The following is a 17,336-nucleotide window of genomic DNA, read 5'->3' as shown; positions in this document are numbered from 1 at the left end:
CGACAAGCGAAGAATTCGCTGGCCAAACATTCGAAAAACTCACGCTTGATCTGCGGCCAAATCCTTGGCGAACGGCACCGGTTGCAGGACAATCCGTCGCCCGCCATCGCGCGGCCCCGGCGACGCTTCATTAGAAGATGTCCTAAATACCTAAGACTTTGAGACAGTCATGAGAATCAGAACCATCATGCTCGCGGCACTGGGCTGCGTGTCCTCCACCGTCTTCGCGCAAAGCAGCGTCACGCTGTACGGCGTGCTCGACGAAGGCTTCGATTACACGAGCAACGTCGCATCGAAAGCGGTCTACGAAATGACGAGCGGCTATGCGTCGGGCAGCCGCTGGGGCATGCGCGGCGTCGAAGATCTGGGCGGCGGCACTCAGGCCGTGTTTCAACTGGAAAGCGGCGTGAACGTGAGCAACGGCGCGGCAGGCCAGGGCGGCCGCATGTTCGGGCGACAAGCGTACGTCGGCGTGCAGAACGCGCGTCTCGGCGCGGTGACGCTCGGCCGCCAGTACGATTCCGTCGTCGACTATCTCGCGCCGACGACCGCCAACGGCAACTTCGCGGGCTACCTGTTCGCGCATCCGTTCGACAACGACAACACGGACAACTCGTTCCGCGTGAACAACACGGTCAAGTACGCGAGCCCGTCGCTCGGCGGCTTCCGGTTCGGCGGCACGTATAGCTTCAGCAATGCTTCGGGCTTCGCGAACAACCGGCAATACAGCGTCGGCGCATCGTACGAAAACGGCGGCCTCGCGGCCGGCGTGGCGTATCTGCACGCGAACAACCCCGGCGGCACTGACAACGGCGCCATCGCGACCAACGACGCGAGCTTCATCGCGTCGCGCATGCAGGTCTTCGGCGCGGGCATCGACTACACGTTCGGCGCGGCCACGGCGGGCTTCGCGTACACGAACGCGAGCTATCGCGATCCGGTGACGAACGGCTATATCGGCGGATCGCTCGCAGCGGATGGCAACACGCTGCGGAACCTGCGTTACCAGAACTTCGAAGTGAACGGGAAGTATCAGTTCGGACCGGCGTTCTTCATCGGCGCGCGGTACGTCTACACGCGCGAAACGTACGATTCCACCGCGGGCAAGGTCGAACCGCATATCCAGTCCGCAGGCCTCATGGCCGACTACCTGCTCTCGAAGCGCACGGACGTCTACGTGCAGGGCGTGTATCAGAAGGTCGGCGGCCCGTCGACGCACTCGGTGCTCGATCAGGCGTTTATCCCCGGTGCGCAGGGCGTCTCGTCGAACTCGAAGCAGTTCGTCGCGCGCGTGGCGATGCGGCACGCGTTCTGACGCGATTCCGTCAATCGGCGTAAATAGGAAGGCCGTTCCGGTGCATGCCGGAACGGCCTTCGTGCATATTGCGGCGGTGTAATGCACTGATTACGCAGCGGAATACAGATTGCTGCCCTCGCGCGATGACGCCGCCTCATCGGCGATTGGAAACGAACAGGAGCATCGCATGGCACCGACACCCGCACTCTTCACCCCCGCGCGGCTGCGCGGCCTCGAACTCGCGAACCGCATCGTCATTGCGCCGATGTGCCAGTACTCGGCCGAAGACGGCTGCATGAACGACTGGCATCTGATTCATCTCGGGCAACTGGCGCTGTCGGGCGCGGCGCTGCTGACCATCGAGGCGACGGCCGTGCTGCCCGAAGGCCGCATCACGTGGGCGGATGTCGGCTTATGGAACGACGAAACCGAAGCCGCCATCGAACGCACGCTCAAGGGCATTCGCCGCTGGTCCGACATGCCGATCGCTATCCAGTTGAGCCACGCGGGACGCAAGGCGTCGACGGAAGTGCCGTGGGAAGGCGGCGCCCAGGTTCCGTCCGATGACCCGCACGGCTGGCAAACCGAAGCGCCATCGGCGGTGGCGTTCGCCGCGAACGAAACGCCGCCCGTCGAGCTGGATCGCACGGGATTGCAGCGTATCCGCGATGCGTTCGCCGCGTCCGCTGCCCGCGCCGCGCGGCTCGGCATCGACCTGATCCAGGTTCACGCGGCGCATGGTTATTTGCTGCATCAATTTCTGTCACCGCTTTCGAACCGGCGCGACGACGAATACGGCGGCTCGCTCGAAAACCGCATGCGCTTTCCGCTCGAAATTTTCGATGCCGTGCGCGCCGCGTTCCCCGAAGATCGTCCCGTGACGATTCGCGTGTCCGGCACGGATTGGGTCGATGGCGGATGGGACATCGAGCAGACCATTGCCTTCGCGCGGGCGCTTGCGGCGCGCGGCTGCGATGCGATCCACGTATCGAGCGGCGGCCTCGATCCCGCGCAGAAAATTCCCGTCGGGCCGAGCTATCAGGTGCCGCTCGCGCGCGCGGTGAAATCGGCCGTCAAGATGCCGGTGGTCGCGGTCGGGCTGATCACGGGCATCGAGCAGGCGGAAGGAATTATCGGAACCGGCGACGCCGACATGATCGCGCTCGCCCGCACCGCGCTCTACGATCCGCGCTGGCCGTGGCACGCGGCGGCCGAACTCGGTGCGCACGTGCGCGCGCCGAAGCAGTATTTGCGCTCGCAGCCGCACAAGTACCGGAATTTGTTCGAAGAGGACTGATGCGCGCCACGCGCCGGCGCCCCGCGTGCTATTTTTAAAGCGTCGCGCGTGGATGTCCGAAGCTGCCGCCATCATGAGTCAAGTCCGCTATCCGCTCGGCCCCGACGATCGGGTGCATCTCCTCTGCTGGCTGACGTGCGGCTTTCTCGGCGCGTACTACCTCGAAGGCGCGTGGCCCGATCCGTCGTTTCAGGTGCGCGCGGCGCATCGCTGGCTGGAGCGGCATCAGCGCGCCGCCGACTGGATCGAGACCGCGAAGCTGTCGGTGAAGGCGCAGGCGCTGGCATCGCGCTTCTCGTCGATGCTCGATACCGACGCGGGCCGGCGCGTGATCGAGCAGATCATCGAAGGCGACGAACTCGATTACGACAGCGTGCTGGTGCAGCGCATTCACCGCGCCTGCGTGATCGAATTGACGGAGCGGCGGCGGCCTTCGCGATAGGCGGCGCATCCGCGCGGGAAACGCGCCGCCGTCCTGCATCGGGATTGAAAGCGAATCAGGGCGTCGGAGGCGTTCCCAGATCGCCCGCGCTCGCGCGTTGCGCATCGAACACGATCCGCCGCGACTCGGCGTCGTAGCGGCACACCACGCGCGCGCCTTCCGCGATATCGCCCTTGAGCAATTCCTTCGCCAGTGCGTTCTCGATCAACTGACGAATCTGCCTGCGCAACTCGCGCGCGCCGAATTCCGGCCGATACCCTGCCTCGGCCAGATGACCGATCACGGATTCATCGAAGTCGAGCGCGATGTCCTGGCTATGCGCCATGCGTTTCACCTGTTCGAGCTGCAGCCGCACGATATGCCCGATCTCGTCGCGCCCGAGCGATTTGAACAGAATGATGTCGTCGATCCGGTTCAGGAACTCCGGCCTGAAATGCTGCCGCAGCACGTTCATCACGCCGCTTTGCAGCGATGCATCCGCGTCCGTGTCCGTGCTCGTGAAACCGAGCGTCGCGCGCTTTTGTCCGGCGATCACGTCCGAGCCGAGATTGCTCGTCGCGATGATCAGCGTATTGCTGAAATCGACGACGCGCCCTTTGCCGTCGGTGAGGCGGCCATCGTCGAACACTTGCAGCAGCACGTTATAAACGTCGGGATGCGCCTTCTCTATCTCGTCGAGCAGAATCACGCTGTACGGGCGGCGGCGCACGCGCTCGGTCAACTGCCCGCCTTCCTCATAGCCGACGTAACCCGGCGGCGAACCGATCAGCCGCGCGACCGCGTGACGCTCCATGTACTCGCTCATGTCGACGCGCAACATCGCGTCTTCATCGCCGAACACGACGCCCGCGAGCGCCTTCGCAAGCTCGGTCTTGCCGACGCCCGTGGGTCCGAGAAACAGGAACACCGCGATCGGCCGGTTGCGCCCTTGCAGGCCGGTGCGCGCGCGGCGCACGGCGTCGCTGACGGCGGTGACGGCTTCGTCCTGGCCGATCACGCGTTCGTGCAGACGCGCCTCCATGTTCAGCAGACGCTCGCGCTCCTGCTCGGTCAGTTGCGTGACGGGAATGCCCGTCAGCGTCGCGACGATTTCCGCGATCTGCGTGACCGTCACGTTCGACGTGTTCGTGCCGATGCGCTTCTTCCATTCATCGGTGCCTTCTGTGAGCTGCTTTTCCTTCGCGGCGATTTCCGCATCGAGCGCATGCGCGCGATCGAACTGCTTGCGCGATGCCGCATAGTCCTGCTCGCGCCGCAATTGCGCGAGTTCGGATTCGAGTTCGAGAATCGCGGCGGGCCGCGATGTGGCCGAGAGATTGACGCGCGCCGCCGCCTGATCGACGAGATCGATCGCCTTGTCCGGCAGGAATCGACCGGTGATATAGCGATCCGACAGTTCCGCCGCGCCGACGATGGCGTCGTCCTGAATCGTCACCTTGTGATGCGCTTCGAGCCTGTCGCGCAGGCCGCGCAGGATGTTGATGGTCTGCGCGACGCTCGGCTCCGCGACCAGCACCGGCTGAAAGCGCCGCTCGAGCGCCGCGTCCTTTTCGATGTGCTTCTGGTATTCGGCGAGCGTCGTCGCTCCGATCAGGTTCAACTCGCCGCGCGCCATCGCGGGCTTGAAGACGTTCGCGATATCGAGGCCGCCTTCGCCGCCGCCCTGCCCCGCGCCGACGATCGTATGCACTTCGTCCACGAAAAGCAGCAGCGTTTCGCGGTTCGCGGCGATTTCATCGACGATCTGCTTGATGCGCTCTTCGAACTCGCCGCGATACTTCGCGCCCGCGACGAGCGAATTCACGTTCAGCTCGATGAGCCGCTTGTCGCGCAGCGATTCGGGCACGTCGCCGGTAATCATGCGTTGCGCGAGCCCTTCCACAACCGCCGTCTTGCCGACGCCCGGCTCGCCGATCAGCACCGGATTGTTCTTGCGACGGCGCGCGAGCACTTCGACCATCGTCTCGATTTCGGTCGCGCGGCCGATCACCGGATCGAGATGGCCTTCGCGGGCGAGCGCGGTCAGATCGCGCGCGAACTTGTCGAGATGCGGCGTGCGCGAAGGCGGTCCATCGCCGCGCGGCGGACCGCCCGCGCCCACGGTCTGCGCGGTCTCGCGGCGCAGCGTCGCGGTATCGACGCTCATCTTGCGCAGCAGATGCCCCGCGAAGCTCTCGGGCACTTCCGCGAGGCCGATCAGCAAGTGCTCCGGCGCGACATAGCTATGCCGCAGTTGCCGCGACGCGATGAACGCGCGATCGAGCGCGCTTTTGAGGCGCGGCGACACGCGGATCATGCCGTCGGCGGGCGGCGTGCCGCCTTCGCGGCGCTGCGCGGTCGTATCGATGACGTTGCGCAATTCCGCCGGATCGATGCCCATGCCCTGCAGCATCGTCCCGATGACGGGGTTATCGGCGAGTTCGTAAAGCAGATGTTCCGTATCCACTTCGGGGCGGCCGAATTGCGCGGCGCGTTCGGCTGCGCGCATGAGCATTTCCTTCGCGCCGTCGCTCAGATAGCGTTCGAGTCCGACGCCTTCCGCGCCCGTCGCGCGTTCCGCGCTCGCCTGCTCCGGCGCGACGGGCTGCTCGGGCATGCCGCCCATGAACAGCGCCTCGAACGGCGAGAGCGCGCGCTGATGCCGCGTCAGTTGCGCATAGTGAAAGTCGCAGACATCGAGCACGTGCCGGCGGCCTTCGCGCAGCACCGCGAGCCGCACGGTGGCCGGCCGCGCGCCGCATATATCGCACATATGGGCCATTGCTGGGTTCCTGTTCCGTGAGGAGGGACGGATGGGCGCGCCGGCGTTGCGAAATGAACGCGGCGCGCGTCGATCAACTCAAGGCTTCAATACGACCTTGATACACCCATCTTTCTTGTCGCGGAAGGTCTCGTACATGCCTGCGCCCTCGGACAGCGGCACGGTATGCGTGATCACGAACGAAGGATCGATCTGGCCTTCCTGAATGCGGTTCAACAGATCGCCGCTCCAGCGATTCACATGCGTCTGCCCCATGCGCCACGTGAGCCCCTTGTTCATCGACGCCCCGAACGGAATCTTGTCGATGAGTCCGCCATACACGCCCGGCACCGAAAGCGTGCCCGCCGGACGGCACACGTAGATCATCTCGCGCAGCACGTGCGGACGGTCCGTTTCCAGCATCACGGCCTGCTTCGCGCGGTCGTACATGGCGTCGATGGAGCGCGTCGCGTGCGATTCCATCCCGACTGCATCGATGCATTTCTCCGGACCCTTGCCCTGCGTGAGATCGCGCAGACGCTCCACCACGCTCTCTTCCTTGAAGTTGATGACCGTGGCTCCGCCCGCGCGCGCCATCTCCAGACGCTCCGGCACCCAGTCGATCGCGATCACCTGCTTCGCGCCGAGCAGCACGGCGCTGCGGATCGCCATCTGGCCGACCGGACCCGCGCCCCAGATCGCGACCGTGTCCGTCGGTTCGATGTCGCATTGCACCGCGGCCTGCCAGCCGGTCGGGAAGATGTCGCCGAGAAAGAGCACTTGCTCGTCGGTGAGGCCGTCGGGAATCTTGATGTGCGTCTTGTCCGCGAACGGAATGCGCACGTACTCGGCCTGTCCGCCGGGATAGCCGCCCGTCAGGTGCGTATAGCCGAAGAGTCCCGCCGTGGTATGGCCGAAGAGCTTGTCGGCGACATCCTTGTTGCGGTTGCTGCGCTCGCACACGGAAAAGTTGCCGCGGCGGCACTGCTCGCACTCACCGCACGTGATGGTGAACGGCACGACGATGCGGTCGCCCTTCTTGAGCGCGCTGTTCTCGCTGCCCACTTCGACCACTTCGCCCATGAACTCGTGGCCCATGATGTCGCCGGATTCCATGCCGGGCATGAAGCCATCGAAGAGATGCAGGTCCGAACCGCAGATTGCACACGTCGATACCTTGATGATCGCATCGCGCGGATGCTCGATCACGGGGTCGGGCACGGTCTCGTATCGAATGTCCTTCTTGCCCTGCCAAATCAGCGCCTTCATTGCTTGCCTCCTGCTCGGGATGGATGGTCGCGTCGCGCGCGATGCATGCGAATGGATCGGCCGGCGTCATCACGCACGCCGGCACAACCGCAATGCGCTTCAAGCAACGCGTGTTCCGCGCCTTCGAACGGCGAACGCATTGCGCCTGAGGCTTGCAGGCGAGAGCCGCGCCGGAAATGCACGCACGTGCGAGCACAGCTAGACAGGCATTCGCTGCGACAAAAGTTCGACGCGAAGCTTTATTTCCGCGTTGATCGCGGATAAAAGCGCGAGCACCATCTTCGTTGCGACTTCCACGCACGCGGCACGGCGAAATCGTGCACACTGCCACGTTTCGCGCGCATCCAATCGCGATGGCGCGGCTTCTTCCAGACGATGATGGACAACACCACCACCGCACACATCAACGAACCGGGCGCCACCGACGCATCCGCTTACGCAGAATGCGCCCGCGAGCCCATTCATATTCCCGGCGGTATCCAGCCGCACGGCGTGCTCATCAGCGTGGACGCCGAAGGCGTCATCCTGCAGATCAGCGGCAACATCGAACCGGTCGCGCGCATGGCGCCGCACGCGTGCATCGGGCAGCCGCTCTCGATTCTGCTCGGCGAGCACACGAGCGAACGCACGCGCACGCGCCTTCGCGAACTCACGCGCGACGGCGCCGCCATTCATGTCGGCAACGTGAACATCGAAGGCTGGGCGCATCAGGGGCCGCTTGCCATCGTCGTGCATCGGCATGAAGGGCTGCTCTTCGTCGAAGTCGAGCCCGCGCAGGACACGGCCGACGTCTTCTCCACGATGTATCCGCTCGTGCGCACCTTCGTCACCGAAGTGCAGTCCATGCGCACGGTCGAGCAGATCTGCCAGTTCGCGGCGACCGAGATTCAGCGCATTGCGGGCTTCGGGCGCACGCTCGTCTACCGGTTCGATGAAGAAGGTCACGGCCACGTGCTCGCCGAAGCCATCGAGCCGGGCTATCCGTCTTACCTGAATCAATACTTTCCGGCCTCGGATATTCCGGCGCAGGCGCGCGAGCTGTATCGGCGCAACCCGATTCGCCTCATTTCCAACGCGAATTACGAGGCCGCGCCGCTCGTGCCGCCGCTGCATCCGCAGACCGGCCGGCCCACCGATCTCACGTATGCGTCGTTGCGCAGCGTGTCGCCCGTGCATCTGCAATACATGCGCAACATGGGCACGCTCGCGTCCATGTCGATGTCCATTCTCGTCGACGACAAGCTGTGGGGCCTGATCTCGTGTCATCACGCGACGCCGCGTCTGCCGCCGTTCGAAGTGCGCACCGCATGCGAGCACGTCGCGCAGATCGTCTCGTTGCAGATCGAAGCGCGCGAGACGCAGGCCGAAGCGCAATACCGCCTCGAATTGCGGCGCATGCTGTCGAAGCTGCTTTCGTCGATGGCCAATACCGACAGCTTCGTCGAAGCCCTCGTCAACGACGCGCCCGACCTGCTCGGCTTCACGCGTTCGTCGGGCGCGGCTGTGATCTTCGAAGGGCGCACGTCGCTGATCGGCGTGACGCCGAGCGAGCAACAGGTGAGCGCGCTCGTCGACTGGCTCGACAATCAGAGCGAAGACGTGGTGATGTCGGACCGCGCTTCGGAAGAATGTCCGGTGCTGAAGGACGCGGCGGATATCGCGGGCTTTCTCGCGGTGTCGATCTCGAAGATCTATCGCAACTATGTGGTGTGGTTCCGGCGCGAGGTCGTGCAGACGATCGAATGGGCGGGCGATCCGCGCGCGAAGCTCACGGGACTCGCCACGTCGCTTTCGCCGCGCGTGAGCTTCGACACATGGACCGATGTCGTGCGCAACCGCTCGTTGCCGTGGCGCGCCGCCGAACGCGAGATCGCGCTGGAGTTTCGCGCGGCGGTGCTCGGCATCGTGTTGCGCCGTGCCGAGGAAATCGCGCAGCTCGCGACCGAACTGGGCCGCGCGAATCACGAACTCGAAGGCTTTTCGTACACCGTGTCGCACGATCTGCGCGCGCCGTTGCGACATGTCGTGAGCTTCGCGGACCTGTTGCGTCAGATCGACGGCGACAAGCTCTCCGATCGCGGGCGCGGCTATCTCGATCGCGTGGTGACATCCGCGCGATTCGGCGGCCGGCTCGTCGACGACCTGCTCTCCTTCGCGCAACTCGGGCGTGCGGCGCTGCGTCCGCACAAAGTGGACGTGCATGCGCTCGTACATACCGTCATTCAGAACGATATCGAAGAGCAAAGCTCATCGCGGGTGCATTGGTCCGTCGATGCGCTGCCGTCCATCGAAGGCGATCACGTGTTCCTGCACGTGGCGTTCGCGAATGTCATCGCCAATGCGGTGAAGTTCAGCGCGCCGCGCGAGAAGCCGGCGATCGAAGTCGGCGCGTATGAAGGGACCGGCGAACTCGCCGGGCACGAGATCTACTTCGTGCGCGACAACGGCGTGGGCTTCGACATGCGATACGTCGACAAGCTCTTCGGCGTGTTCCAGCGCCTGCACGTGAACGAGCAGTTTCAGGGCACGGGCATCGGGCTTGCGAACGTGCGGCGGATCATCGAACGGCACGGCGGCAAGGTGTGGGCCGAAGGCGTGCTGGATCAGGGCGCGACGTTCTTCATGGCGCTGCCGAAGCAGTTCCGTCCGGAAAGCGGCGTGCGGCGCGATACGGCGGCTTCCGCGCTCGCGAGGCTCGCGGCGGGCACGGGCGGCACGGGACACGACATCGAACAGCTCGTGAAGCGCTCGCATCAGGACAAGAAGTAATCGCTCGATGCCGCAAAGACAAACGGCCGCGATCCTGAAGATCGCGGCCGTTTTGCTTCTTGAGAAGCGTGGTGCTTATGCGTGACGCTTAGAAGCGGTGACGCAGACCCACCGTCGCTGCGACCTGATTCTGCGTGGTCGAAGGCGACAGCGTGTTGATCATCGCGACGTTCGCGCCTGCATCGCCCAACTGACCGGCCGCGTGCTGGTACACGCCTTCGACGTACACGTCCGTGCGGCGCGACAGCGAGTAGTCCGCTTGCAGCGACACGGTGTGCCACTTCGGATCGCCCGAACCGTTCGAACCGCTCAGCTTGCCGTCGGTGTACGTGTAGGCAGCATCGAGGCTCAATGCCGGCGTCAGTGCATAGCGGCCATTCAGTTCGAAGTTGTTCAGATGCAGATTCGTGCCGGTCGGAATCGTGAACGTCGCGCCGCCTTGCGATGCCGCGATCAGGTTGTCGTAGTGCGTGTTCGTCCACACGAAGCCGACCGTCGCCGGGCCGTACGTGTAGTTCAGGCCCGCGCCGAACGTGCGCTGAAGATCGGCGGTCAGGTTGGTCTTGTTGCCTTCGCCCGCCGATACCGCGCCGCCCGCGTTGCCGTTACGCGACGTGTTCGTCTGCAGGTAAGCTGCGGCGAAGTTGAACGGGCCGTTGTTGTACGATGCGCCCGCGCTCCATGCGCGGTTGTTCGCGAACTGGCCAGCCTGGTTGCTGAAGCCGTACAAACCGCCGAACGTGAAGCCCGCGTAGTTCGCGCTGCGATACTTGACCGAGTTCTTGACCGAGATCGAGTTGTCGAGGTTGTCGTTGTCGAGCGGGTGCGCGCTCAGGTTGTTGCCGTAGCCCGCGCCTGCATCGGAGAGCGGCGCGAGGAAATCGACCATCGAATCATATTGACGGCCGAGCGTCACCGTACCGAACTGATCGCTCTTCAGGCCGACGTATGCCTGACGGTTGAACATGCCGTTGCCGTTGAAGCCGCCGTTGTTCAGGTCGAAGCCGCTCTCCAACCTGAAGAGCGCGTGCAAACCGCCGCCCAGATCTTCGCTGCCGCGCAGGCCGAAGTACGTATCCGAAACGGAACCGCTGCCTTGTTGCCAGTTGCTATGGCCGGCCGAGTTGTTGGTGTACACGAGGCCCGCATCCAGCATGCCGTACAGGGTGACGCTGCTTTGCGCTTGTGCCGATGCAGCGAAGGCGCCGAGCACGCCTGCGACGAGGAGAGTTTTTTTCATGGTTGCTATGTGTCCTTTGTAGAGCAAAGGCTTCTCGAGGCGATGCATCTCTCTGCCTCGGGAAACTGGACACACTTTATGTGACTGCTTCAATCGCGTCGCCCCGTTTCAGCGAGTTTCGTCGGAAAGAATGTATTGCTGAAACTGGAATGGCAGTAGTCCGAAGTTTTATAGTGCTTTAAGGTCAGACGTTTAGCGTCATCGATACATACATCAGGGCGTTTTTCGTGTTGCAGAACGACGACGCGATTCAACCGGATTCTGGAGAAGTGCCTTGCGGCTCATGGTCTTAATGGCGCTTCCGAGGCTTGCTAATCTACGCTCCGTCTGATGTCTCGACTCCGAGTAGCAGCCTGAAGACATGGGGCGGTCTCGCGAGAGGAGACCGCCCCGCATCGTCTTCGATGCCTTTTATGTCACGCCGCCGGATCGAGCTTGACCTTGATCCAGCCCGGCTGACGCAGATCGAACGCCTTGTATGCGTCGATCACGTTCATCATCGGTTCGCGCACAGTGAGCACGCGAAGCGGATCGAACGATCCGTTGCTCACGCGTTCAACGAGCGCGGGCGTGATCGCGCGATGATTGCAGTTGCCCATCTTGATCGTGAGGTTCTTGTTCATCGCGATGCCGAGCGGAAAGAACCGGTCGTTGGGCGGATAGACGCCGATCACGCCGAGCGTGCCCGCCTTCGCGAGCGCGTTCACGGCCCAGTCCAATGCTTGCGTGGGCGCATTGCCCGGAATCCAGTTGCCGCCATCGACATTGCGCTCCGGCGTGACGGTGCGGCTCTCCTCTTCCGCCTGCTTCGTCTGTTCTTCCGATGCAGCCGGCCCGCCTTCGGGATGCACTGCATCGACGCCGACGGCATCGATCGCGCGGTCCACGCCGATGCCGTGCGTGAGTTCGAGTATCGCCTTGACGGGGTCTTCCTGATCGAAATTGACGGTTTCCGCGCCTTGCGCGCGCGCCATGTCGAGCCGGTCGTTCAGGCGATCCACGGCGATCACGCGCCCCGCGCCGAGCATCCACGCGCTTGCAATCGCGAACTGTCCCACGGGACCCGCGCCGAACACGGCGACGGTATCGCCGGGGCGCACTTCCGCGAGTTGCGCGCCGAAGTAGCCCGTGGGAAAGATGTCGGAGATGAGGATCGCGCGATCGTCATCGACATTGTCGGGCAGCTTGATGAGACTCGCGTTGGCGAGCGGCGTGCGCGCGTATTCCGCTTGCAGGCCGTTGATCGGCCCGGTCGATTTCGGTCCGCCGAAGAACGCGGTGCCCGCGGACGGTCCGTTCGGATTGGCGAGGTCGCATTGCGCGGTGTAACCGGTGCGGCAATACGAGCAGCATCCGCACGAGATGGTCGATGGAATCAGCACGCGATCGCCTCGTTTGAGATTGCGCACGCCCTTGCCGATTTCCTCGATCACGCCCACGCCTTCGTGGCCGAGTATGGTGCCGGGCACCATGCCCGACAGCGTGCCGCGCACCATGTGCAGATCCGTCCCGCATATCGCGCTCGATGTGAGGCGCACGACCGCATCGTGATCGTGCTGGATCGACGGGTCGGCTACGTTGTCGAGCGAAATGTTGCCTACGCCGTGAAATACGACTGCTTTCATTGTCCGGCTCCTTTGATTGCGTGGATCAAACCGTCGGCAGCAACGCGCGCGCCCGCTTTCGGCGGGCATAGCGGTTGCGTGTTCGGTTGCGTGTTTTCAAGGCGATCTCACACCTTCCTCACAGGAGCGCACCATGAACAAGGACACGACAGAAGGCATCAAGGAACAGGTGAAGGGCTGGGTCGATACGGCCGTCGGCACCGTCACCGGCAACGAAGACCGCAAGCTCAAGGGCGATGTCGAAATCACCAATGGCGCGAACCGCAAGGACTATGGCGATCAAAAGGACAACATAGAAAAGGGCGTCGAAGATCCGGGCGAGCCGACCAACAAGTAAGCCCGCCCCGCCCTTTTCTCTTCAACGCATCACGCCGCGCGCTTCACATAGCGCGCGATGAAAGTGCGCAACTCGTCGTCCGGAAAACGCACTGCCACGCGATCTCCGCTCACCATCTCAACCGTGCCTTCGCCATAACGACGCACGCGCACGCGATCGCCCTCATTGAACGCGTGCGTCTTGCGCTTGATGTTCGCGCCCTCGCCCGCATGCTCGTGCGACAGCGCGTGTTCGCGCACCTCGCGCGGGCTTTCCATCACTTCCGGCGGATGCAGGCAGTTGTCGCATGAGCCGCACGCGCCGCCTTTCAGTTCATCGTCGGGCGCTTCATATTCGACTTCGGCTTCCTGCGTGTGCGCATTGCCCGCATCGGATGCGAAGTAGTCGAGCAGCATGCGCCAGCGGCAACGCGCGCTTTGCGCATAGCCGATCATGCGTTCGAGCACCGCACGGTCGCGCTCGGCGCGGGCGGCGTAACCTTGCGCGGCATCGTCGAGTTGCAGGATGGCCTTTCCATCGTCGATGAGCTTCAGCCCGCCACGACGCGTGCGCCGTGTCACGCCCATGTCGTTCAACAGCGTCGCCGCGACGCGCAGCTTGTTCACGCCCACTTGAGGCAACGCTTCACGCAAGCGTTCGATCGGCTTCTCGACGGTCTGGCTCGCGTTCTCGCGTGCAAGGTCGCGCACGCTCTCGGCGACGCGGCGTATCGTTTCCGCGCTGGGATAGCGCCCGCCGAGAAAGAATTGCTGGACCTGCTTGTCCTTCAGTTCGAAAAGCAGAATGCATTGCGCGGCTTCGCCGTCGCGGCCCGCGCGTCCTGCTTCCTGGTAGTACGCGTCGAGGCTGCCCGGCACTTGCGCGTGCAGCACGAAGCGGATGTTCGGCTTGTCGATGCCCATGCCGAATGCGTTCGTCGCGACCATCACGCGCACGTCGTCGGCCATGAACGCGTCCTGTGCTTCGCTTCGCGCGTTCGCCGAGAGCTTGCCGTGATAGCGCTCCGCCGCGACGCCCGCTTCGACGAGCGCGGCGTGCAGCGACTCGCATTCGGCAACCGTCGCGCAATAGATGATGCCGCTGCCTTCCAGCGTGCGCGCCAGTTCGACGGCACGCGCGCGCTTGTCCTCAGGGTTCGTCAACTGCTCGACCGCGAAGTGCAGGTTGTCGCGATACACGCCCGTATGAATTACCTTCGCGCGACGCATCTGCAATTCGCGCACGATATCGTCGATGACGGAAGGCGTGGCCGTCGCGGTGAGCGCGAGCACGGGCGGCCGGCCAAGCGTCTTCACCGCGTGAATAAGCTCGACATACGCGGGACGAAAATCGTGGCCCCACTGCGAGATGCAATGCGCCTCGTCGATGACAACCAGCGGCACCGACGGCATGTCCTTGCCTGTGAGCGTCGCGGTGAATTCGGCGTTGACAAGGCGCTCCGGCGTGACGAAGAGAATGCGTATCGCGCCGGACGTGACCGCTTCCATCGCTTCGCGTTCTTCGGTGGCGGAGAGCGTGCTGTTGATGACCGTCGTCGCGACACCGGCTTCGATGAGTTTCACGGCCTGATCGCGCATCAGCGAAATGAGCGGCGATACGACGATCGTCATGCCATCCAGTTGCAACGCGGGCAACTGATAGCAAAGCGATTTGCCTGCGCCTGTGGGCATGACGGCGAGTGTGTCGTTGCCGTCGATAACGCTGCGTATGACCTGATCCTGTCCGGGACGTAGATGCGGAAAACCGAAGACTTTGCGTAGCGCGTTTTCGAGTTCGCGATCCAGCGGTCTGCGGGCGCGCGCAATGGCACTGCGTGTGTTGTCGTTCATGTATGTCGTTTTAATGTCGCCGCGCCTTGGTCTTTCCCATGCTTCATTCAAACGATGACGTGACGTGATGACTTCGCGTCCGCGTTAAAACGATTCGCATTTGTTCGAGACATTCGTGGTGTCGATGAAGGTGCGGTCATCAAGCAAGCAGCAGACCCAGCGATCGCAATGGAAGAAACAACAAAGCGGCATGCAAAGTTTGCGCGTTGCAATGTTAAGCACCGCACCGACCGATGCGACGGAGGAAAAAAGCAGAGCAACTGCGCAACGAACGAACAACTGCACAGCTCCGCGTGGCGGGTGTCCTGGCACGGTCGTTTCAAACCGATACATCTTTTACGGGCGGAAAGGGTCGAATGGTATGAGGCTTGCTGTTATCTTCGCTTCTTGAATCCAGCCGGAAGAATCACGATGAGAAGCATTGACGCGACCACCGCCCCCGATTCACGACAGCGCCGACCGGCGCAACTCGCGGAAGGGGAGCTGAAACATCTGGAATCGATCCTGGCCTGCTTCGTCGAAGGCAGCGTCGCACCGGGACGTTTGCCGACCAAATACTGGGACATGCGCGTCGCGCAACTCGATAGCGATTACGAACTCGTGCCTTCGCAAAGCCATCGCGTGGCATCGCTGCAGCGCAAGCTCGCTCTTCTCGATGCCGCGCTCAACACCGCCTCGGCCGCCGCCGACGCGCAAGAACGACAAAACAGGCGCGTCGCCGCCTGATCCAAGCGCGAGCGCTCGCATCGACGCTCGGCTCGCCCCACTCCGTTCGGATCGCCCTATTTCGCTCGCCGTATGATGGCGTGTGCTTCGCTTGCCGCGATGTCGGCGCGAAGCTCGGCCCATTTGCCGAGCAGCGAGGGATCGTTGGTCAGGAAATACGGCGCATCGGCAAAGGCGGGTGCTTTCGCATCGGCATGAGCGATTTCGAACACGCGCATGTCTTCGTCGTCGCATGCGCCCATGCTCACGAGTTCGCTGAACGAATGCACGTCTTTTAGCGCGACGTCGTAGATGGCCACGCTGTTCAATACCGCGATCACCGTCTTGCCGATGCGCGATGCCGCCTCACGGCTATCGGCCATGACGAATGCAATGCCTTCCACTGGCGTCGCCAATGTCACGCGAAAGAGCCGCGATCTGCATTCGTCACTGAGCTGGGTGGTCATGGTCTAAGCCGGCGCCGGAAGAGACGCGCGTTTCTGTTGGGGAGCGACGGCGTGAGCAAGCGGCGATCCCGCATCGCCGGCGAACGATGACACGCCGCCTTTAGCCAGTCTTCGTCAGTTATAGCATTGCTGGCCGGCATCGGCGTGACTCGCGATTGAATGTAGGCGCGACGGCTCCAGGAAGCCGCCGCGCGTCGTCGCATTACGTGCCGCTTCCGCCCATGTAGAACTCGTCGCGGTTATTGCCCGACGTGCGCACGCAAATGGGCGAGCGGTACAACGGCTCCGCGTACTTCGTGCCCGGCAGTTCGTCGCGGATCTTCGTGAAGAGCGGCGAGAGTCCGTTGTCGAGCCACGCGCCCCAGATCGCATCGTGATGATCGGGCAGGAAGAGCTTCGGCTTGAAGAGCTGCAGATGCTGGAACGTATAACCCAACTGCGTTTCCGCGATGGGATGCGGCGTCCACGGAAAGATGCCGACGTCCACGCCCGGCGCGACACTCGTCGCAAGCTGCAATTCCTCGGGACTCGGATTGCTCACGCTGTCGAACCATACGATCTTGAAGCCGTTCGGAAACGTGAACGTGAAGCCCATCGTGCCCTGCGTGATGATGTTCGGATCGTTCGATCCGCGCGCCGCCACCGCATCGTGTTGCTGCTGTTCGGCGGCGGTGAGCGGCGGGGCATCGAGCGCGTAGAGCGCGGCGAGTTGCGTCGTCAGTCCCGCTTCGATCGTGCTGTGAATGATGTGCGTCGGGCTGATGGTGATATCGCCATACGTGAAATTCTCCGTGTTGTTGCCCGTGACGGTGGTCGTCTGCGCGGCGGGCACGCCGAGCACTTGCGCTTCTTTCGTCGTGATCGCGGAGCCGATGACTTGCGCTTTCGTCTGCGCGGCGACGGCGGCGACATCGCTGATGTGATCCGAGTGCGCATGTCCGATCAGGATCACATTCGCCTTCTGCACCTGCGATACGGTGAAGCCGACCGACGCCGTGCGCGCGGGCCGGTCGTAATACGTGTCCATGATGACGACCACGTTGTGATACGCGAGCTCGTAGTTCGCGGTGCCGAGCCAGCGCAGCACGGCGGTGTCGCCTTGAGGAAGCGGTCCGCCTTGCGACGCCGGCACGAGGCTCTGACACGCGGGATCGGACGAGAGCGGAGCGTCCGCTGCGTTGGCCGGCGTGATGCCGGAATCGTTGTGGTCGTGACCGCACGCGGATAGCAACGAGGTCGTTGCAATCGCCGCGACGGTCAATGTGTGCAGCAAGCCAGCCCTTCTCATGACGCGTCTCCTTTGAAGACTACCGACAGGG

General features: G+C 63.4%; 13 protein-coding genes. 6 read left to right on the top strand and 7 right to left on the bottom strand.

Annotation, left to right across the window (positions count from 1 at the left end; translation table 11 throughout):
• Positions 1-169: 169 nt before the first annotated feature.
• The 3 genes from NCR39_RS26045 to NCR39_RS26035 all read left to right on the top strand — a co-directional run bounded on the left by NCR39_RS26045 (position 170) and on the right by NCR39_RS26035 (position 3,036).
• Complete coding sequence (locus NCR39_RS26045) at positions 170-1,315, top strand: porin (RefSeq protein ID WP_250455287.1); 1,146 nt, start codon at positions 170-172, stop codon at positions 1,313-1,315.
• A 169-nt stretch (positions 1,316-1,484) separates the two neighbouring features.
• Entirely contained in the window at positions 1,485-2,594 is a 1,110-nt protein-coding gene (locus NCR39_RS26040) for an NADH:flavin oxidoreductase/NADH oxidase (RefSeq protein WP_250455284.1), read from the top strand.
• A 73-nt stretch (positions 2,595-2,667) separates the two neighbouring features.
• A complete protein-coding gene (locus tag NCR39_RS26035; protein WP_250455283.1) occupies positions 2,668-3,036 on the top strand; it encodes a hypothetical protein in 369 nt (122 codons plus the stop codon).
• Positions 3,037-3,091: 55 nt separating this feature from the next.
• Here NCR39_RS26035 and NCR39_RS26030 read toward each other — a convergent pair whose 3' ends face one another.
• A complete protein-coding gene (locus tag NCR39_RS26030) occupies positions 3,092-5,797 on the bottom strand; it encodes an ATP-dependent Clp protease ATP-binding subunit (RefSeq protein ID WP_250455281.1) in 2,706 nt (901 codons plus the stop codon).
• A 78-nt stretch (positions 5,798-5,875) separates the two neighbouring features.
• The gene (locus tag NCR39_RS26025; RefSeq protein WP_250455279.1) at positions 5,876-7,045 is read right to left on the bottom strand and encodes a zinc-dependent alcohol dehydrogenase; all 1,170 of its coding nucleotides are present in this window, start codon (positions 7,043-7,045) and stop codon (positions 5,876-5,878) included.
• Positions 7,046-7,420: 375 nt separating this feature from the next.
• Between NCR39_RS26025 and NCR39_RS26020 the strand changes: the two genes are divergently transcribed.
• A complete protein-coding gene (locus NCR39_RS26020) occupies positions 7,421-9,814 on the top strand; it encodes an ATP-binding protein (protein ID WP_250455276.1) in 2,394 nt (797 codons plus the stop codon).
• An 88-nt stretch (positions 9,815-9,902) separates the two neighbouring features.
• On the opposite strand, the gene NCR39_RS26015 is transcribed toward NCR39_RS26020, so the two are convergent.
• Positions 9,903-11,054, bottom strand: a complete 1,152-nt coding sequence (locus NCR39_RS26015) for a porin (RefSeq protein ID WP_250455274.1) — start codon at positions 11,052-11,054, stop codon at positions 9,903-9,905.
• A 416-nt stretch (positions 11,055-11,470) separates the two neighbouring features.
• On the bottom strand, positions 11,471-12,679 hold the full coding sequence (locus NCR39_RS26010; protein ID WP_250455272.1) for a zinc-dependent alcohol dehydrogenase: 1,209 nt from the start codon (positions 12,677-12,679) through the stop codon (positions 11,471-11,473).
• A gap of 133 nt (positions 12,680-12,812) precedes the next feature.
• On the opposite strand from NCR39_RS26010, the gene NCR39_RS26005 reads away from it, so the two are divergent.
• Positions 12,813-13,016 carry a CsbD family protein gene (locus NCR39_RS26005; protein ID WP_250455270.1) on the top strand — a complete coding sequence of 68 codons (204 nt, stop codon included), beginning with the start codon at positions 12,813-12,815 and terminating at the stop codon, positions 13,014-13,016.
• A 29-nt stretch (positions 13,017-13,045) separates the two neighbouring features.
• On the opposite strand, the gene NCR39_RS26000 is transcribed toward NCR39_RS26005, so the two are convergent.
• Complete coding sequence (locus NCR39_RS26000) at positions 13,046-14,845, bottom strand: RecQ family ATP-dependent DNA helicase (protein WP_250455268.1); 1,800 nt, start codon at positions 14,843-14,845, stop codon at positions 13,046-13,048.
• A gap of 168 nt (positions 14,846-15,013) precedes the next feature.
• Between NCR39_RS26000 and NCR39_RS25995 the strand changes: the two genes are divergently transcribed.
• Positions 15,014-15,571, top strand: coding sequence for a hypothetical protein (locus tag NCR39_RS25995; RefSeq protein WP_250455266.1), 558 nt, complete (start codon positions 15,014-15,016; stop codon positions 15,569-15,571).
• A 56-nt stretch (positions 15,572-15,627) separates the two neighbouring features.
• Here the strand turns inward: NCR39_RS25995 and NCR39_RS25990 are convergent, their stop codons facing one another.
• On the bottom strand, positions 15,628-16,017 hold the full coding sequence (locus NCR39_RS25990) for a hypothetical protein (RefSeq protein WP_250455264.1): 390 nt from the start codon (positions 16,015-16,017) through the stop codon (positions 15,628-15,630).
• A 202-nt stretch (positions 16,018-16,219) separates the two neighbouring features.
• A complete protein-coding gene (locus NCR39_RS25985) occupies positions 16,220-17,305 on the bottom strand; it encodes an MBL fold metallo-hydrolase (protein WP_250455262.1) in 1,086 nt (361 codons plus the stop codon).
• Between the last annotated feature and the right edge of the window lie 31 nt (positions 17,306-17,336).

The sequence above is a fragment of the Caballeronia sp. ATUFL_M2_KS44 genome (assembly GCF_023630965.1).
GTDB lineage: Bacteria > Pseudomonadota > Gammaproteobacteria > Burkholderiales > Burkholderiaceae > Caballeronia > Caballeronia concitans.
This window is presented reverse-complemented; position numbering and strand designations above follow the sequence as displayed.

Bases quoted from the DNA above. Each gene is read 5' to 3' on its own strand.
- NCR39_RS26030 (WP_250455281.1), bottom strand. From the start codon at position 5,797: ATGGCCCATATGTGCGATATATGCGGCGCGCGGCCGGCCACCGTGCGG.
- NCR39_RS26020 (WP_250455276.1), top strand. From the start codon at position 7,421: ATGATGGACAACACCACCACCGCACACATCAACGAACCGGGCGCCACC.
- NCR39_RS25985 (WP_250455262.1), bottom strand. From the start codon at position 17,305: ATGAGAAGGGCTGGCTTGCTGCACACATTGACCGTCGCGGCGATTGCA.
- NCR39_RS26010 (WP_250455272.1), bottom strand. From the start codon at position 12,679: ATGAAAGCAGTCGTATTTCACGGCGTAGGCAACATTTCGCTCGACAAC.
- NCR39_RS26035 (WP_250455283.1), top strand. From the start codon at position 2,668: ATGAGTCAAGTCCGCTATCCGCTCGGCCCCGACGATCGGGTGCATCTC.
- NCR39_RS26005 (WP_250455270.1), top strand. From the start codon at position 12,813: ATGAACAAGGACACGACAGAAGGCATCAAGGAACAGGTGAAGGGCTGG.
- NCR39_RS26045 (WP_250455287.1), top strand. From the start codon at position 170: ATGAGAATCAGAACCATCATGCTCGCGGCACTGGGCTGCGTGTCCTCC.
- NCR39_RS26025 (WP_250455279.1), bottom strand. From the start codon at position 7,045: ATGAAGGCGCTGATTTGGCAGGGCAAGAAGGACATTCGATACGAGACC.
- NCR39_RS26000 (WP_250455268.1), bottom strand. From the start codon at position 14,845: ATGAACGACAACACACGCAGTGCCATTGCGCGCGCCCGCAGACCGCTG.
- NCR39_RS26040 (WP_250455284.1), top strand. From the start codon at position 1,485: ATGGCACCGACACCCGCACTCTTCACCCCCGCGCGGCTGCGCGGCCTC.
- NCR39_RS25995 (WP_250455266.1), top strand. From the start codon at position 15,014: ATGGAAGAAACAACAAAGCGGCATGCAAAGTTTGCGCGTTGCAATGTT.
- NCR39_RS25990 (WP_250455264.1), bottom strand. From the start codon at position 16,017: ATGACCACCCAGCTCAGTGACGAATGCAGATCGCGGCTCTTTCGCGTG.
- NCR39_RS26015 (WP_250455274.1), bottom strand. From the start codon at position 11,054: ATGAAAAAAACTCTCCTCGTCGCAGGCGTGCTCGGCGCCTTCGCTGCA.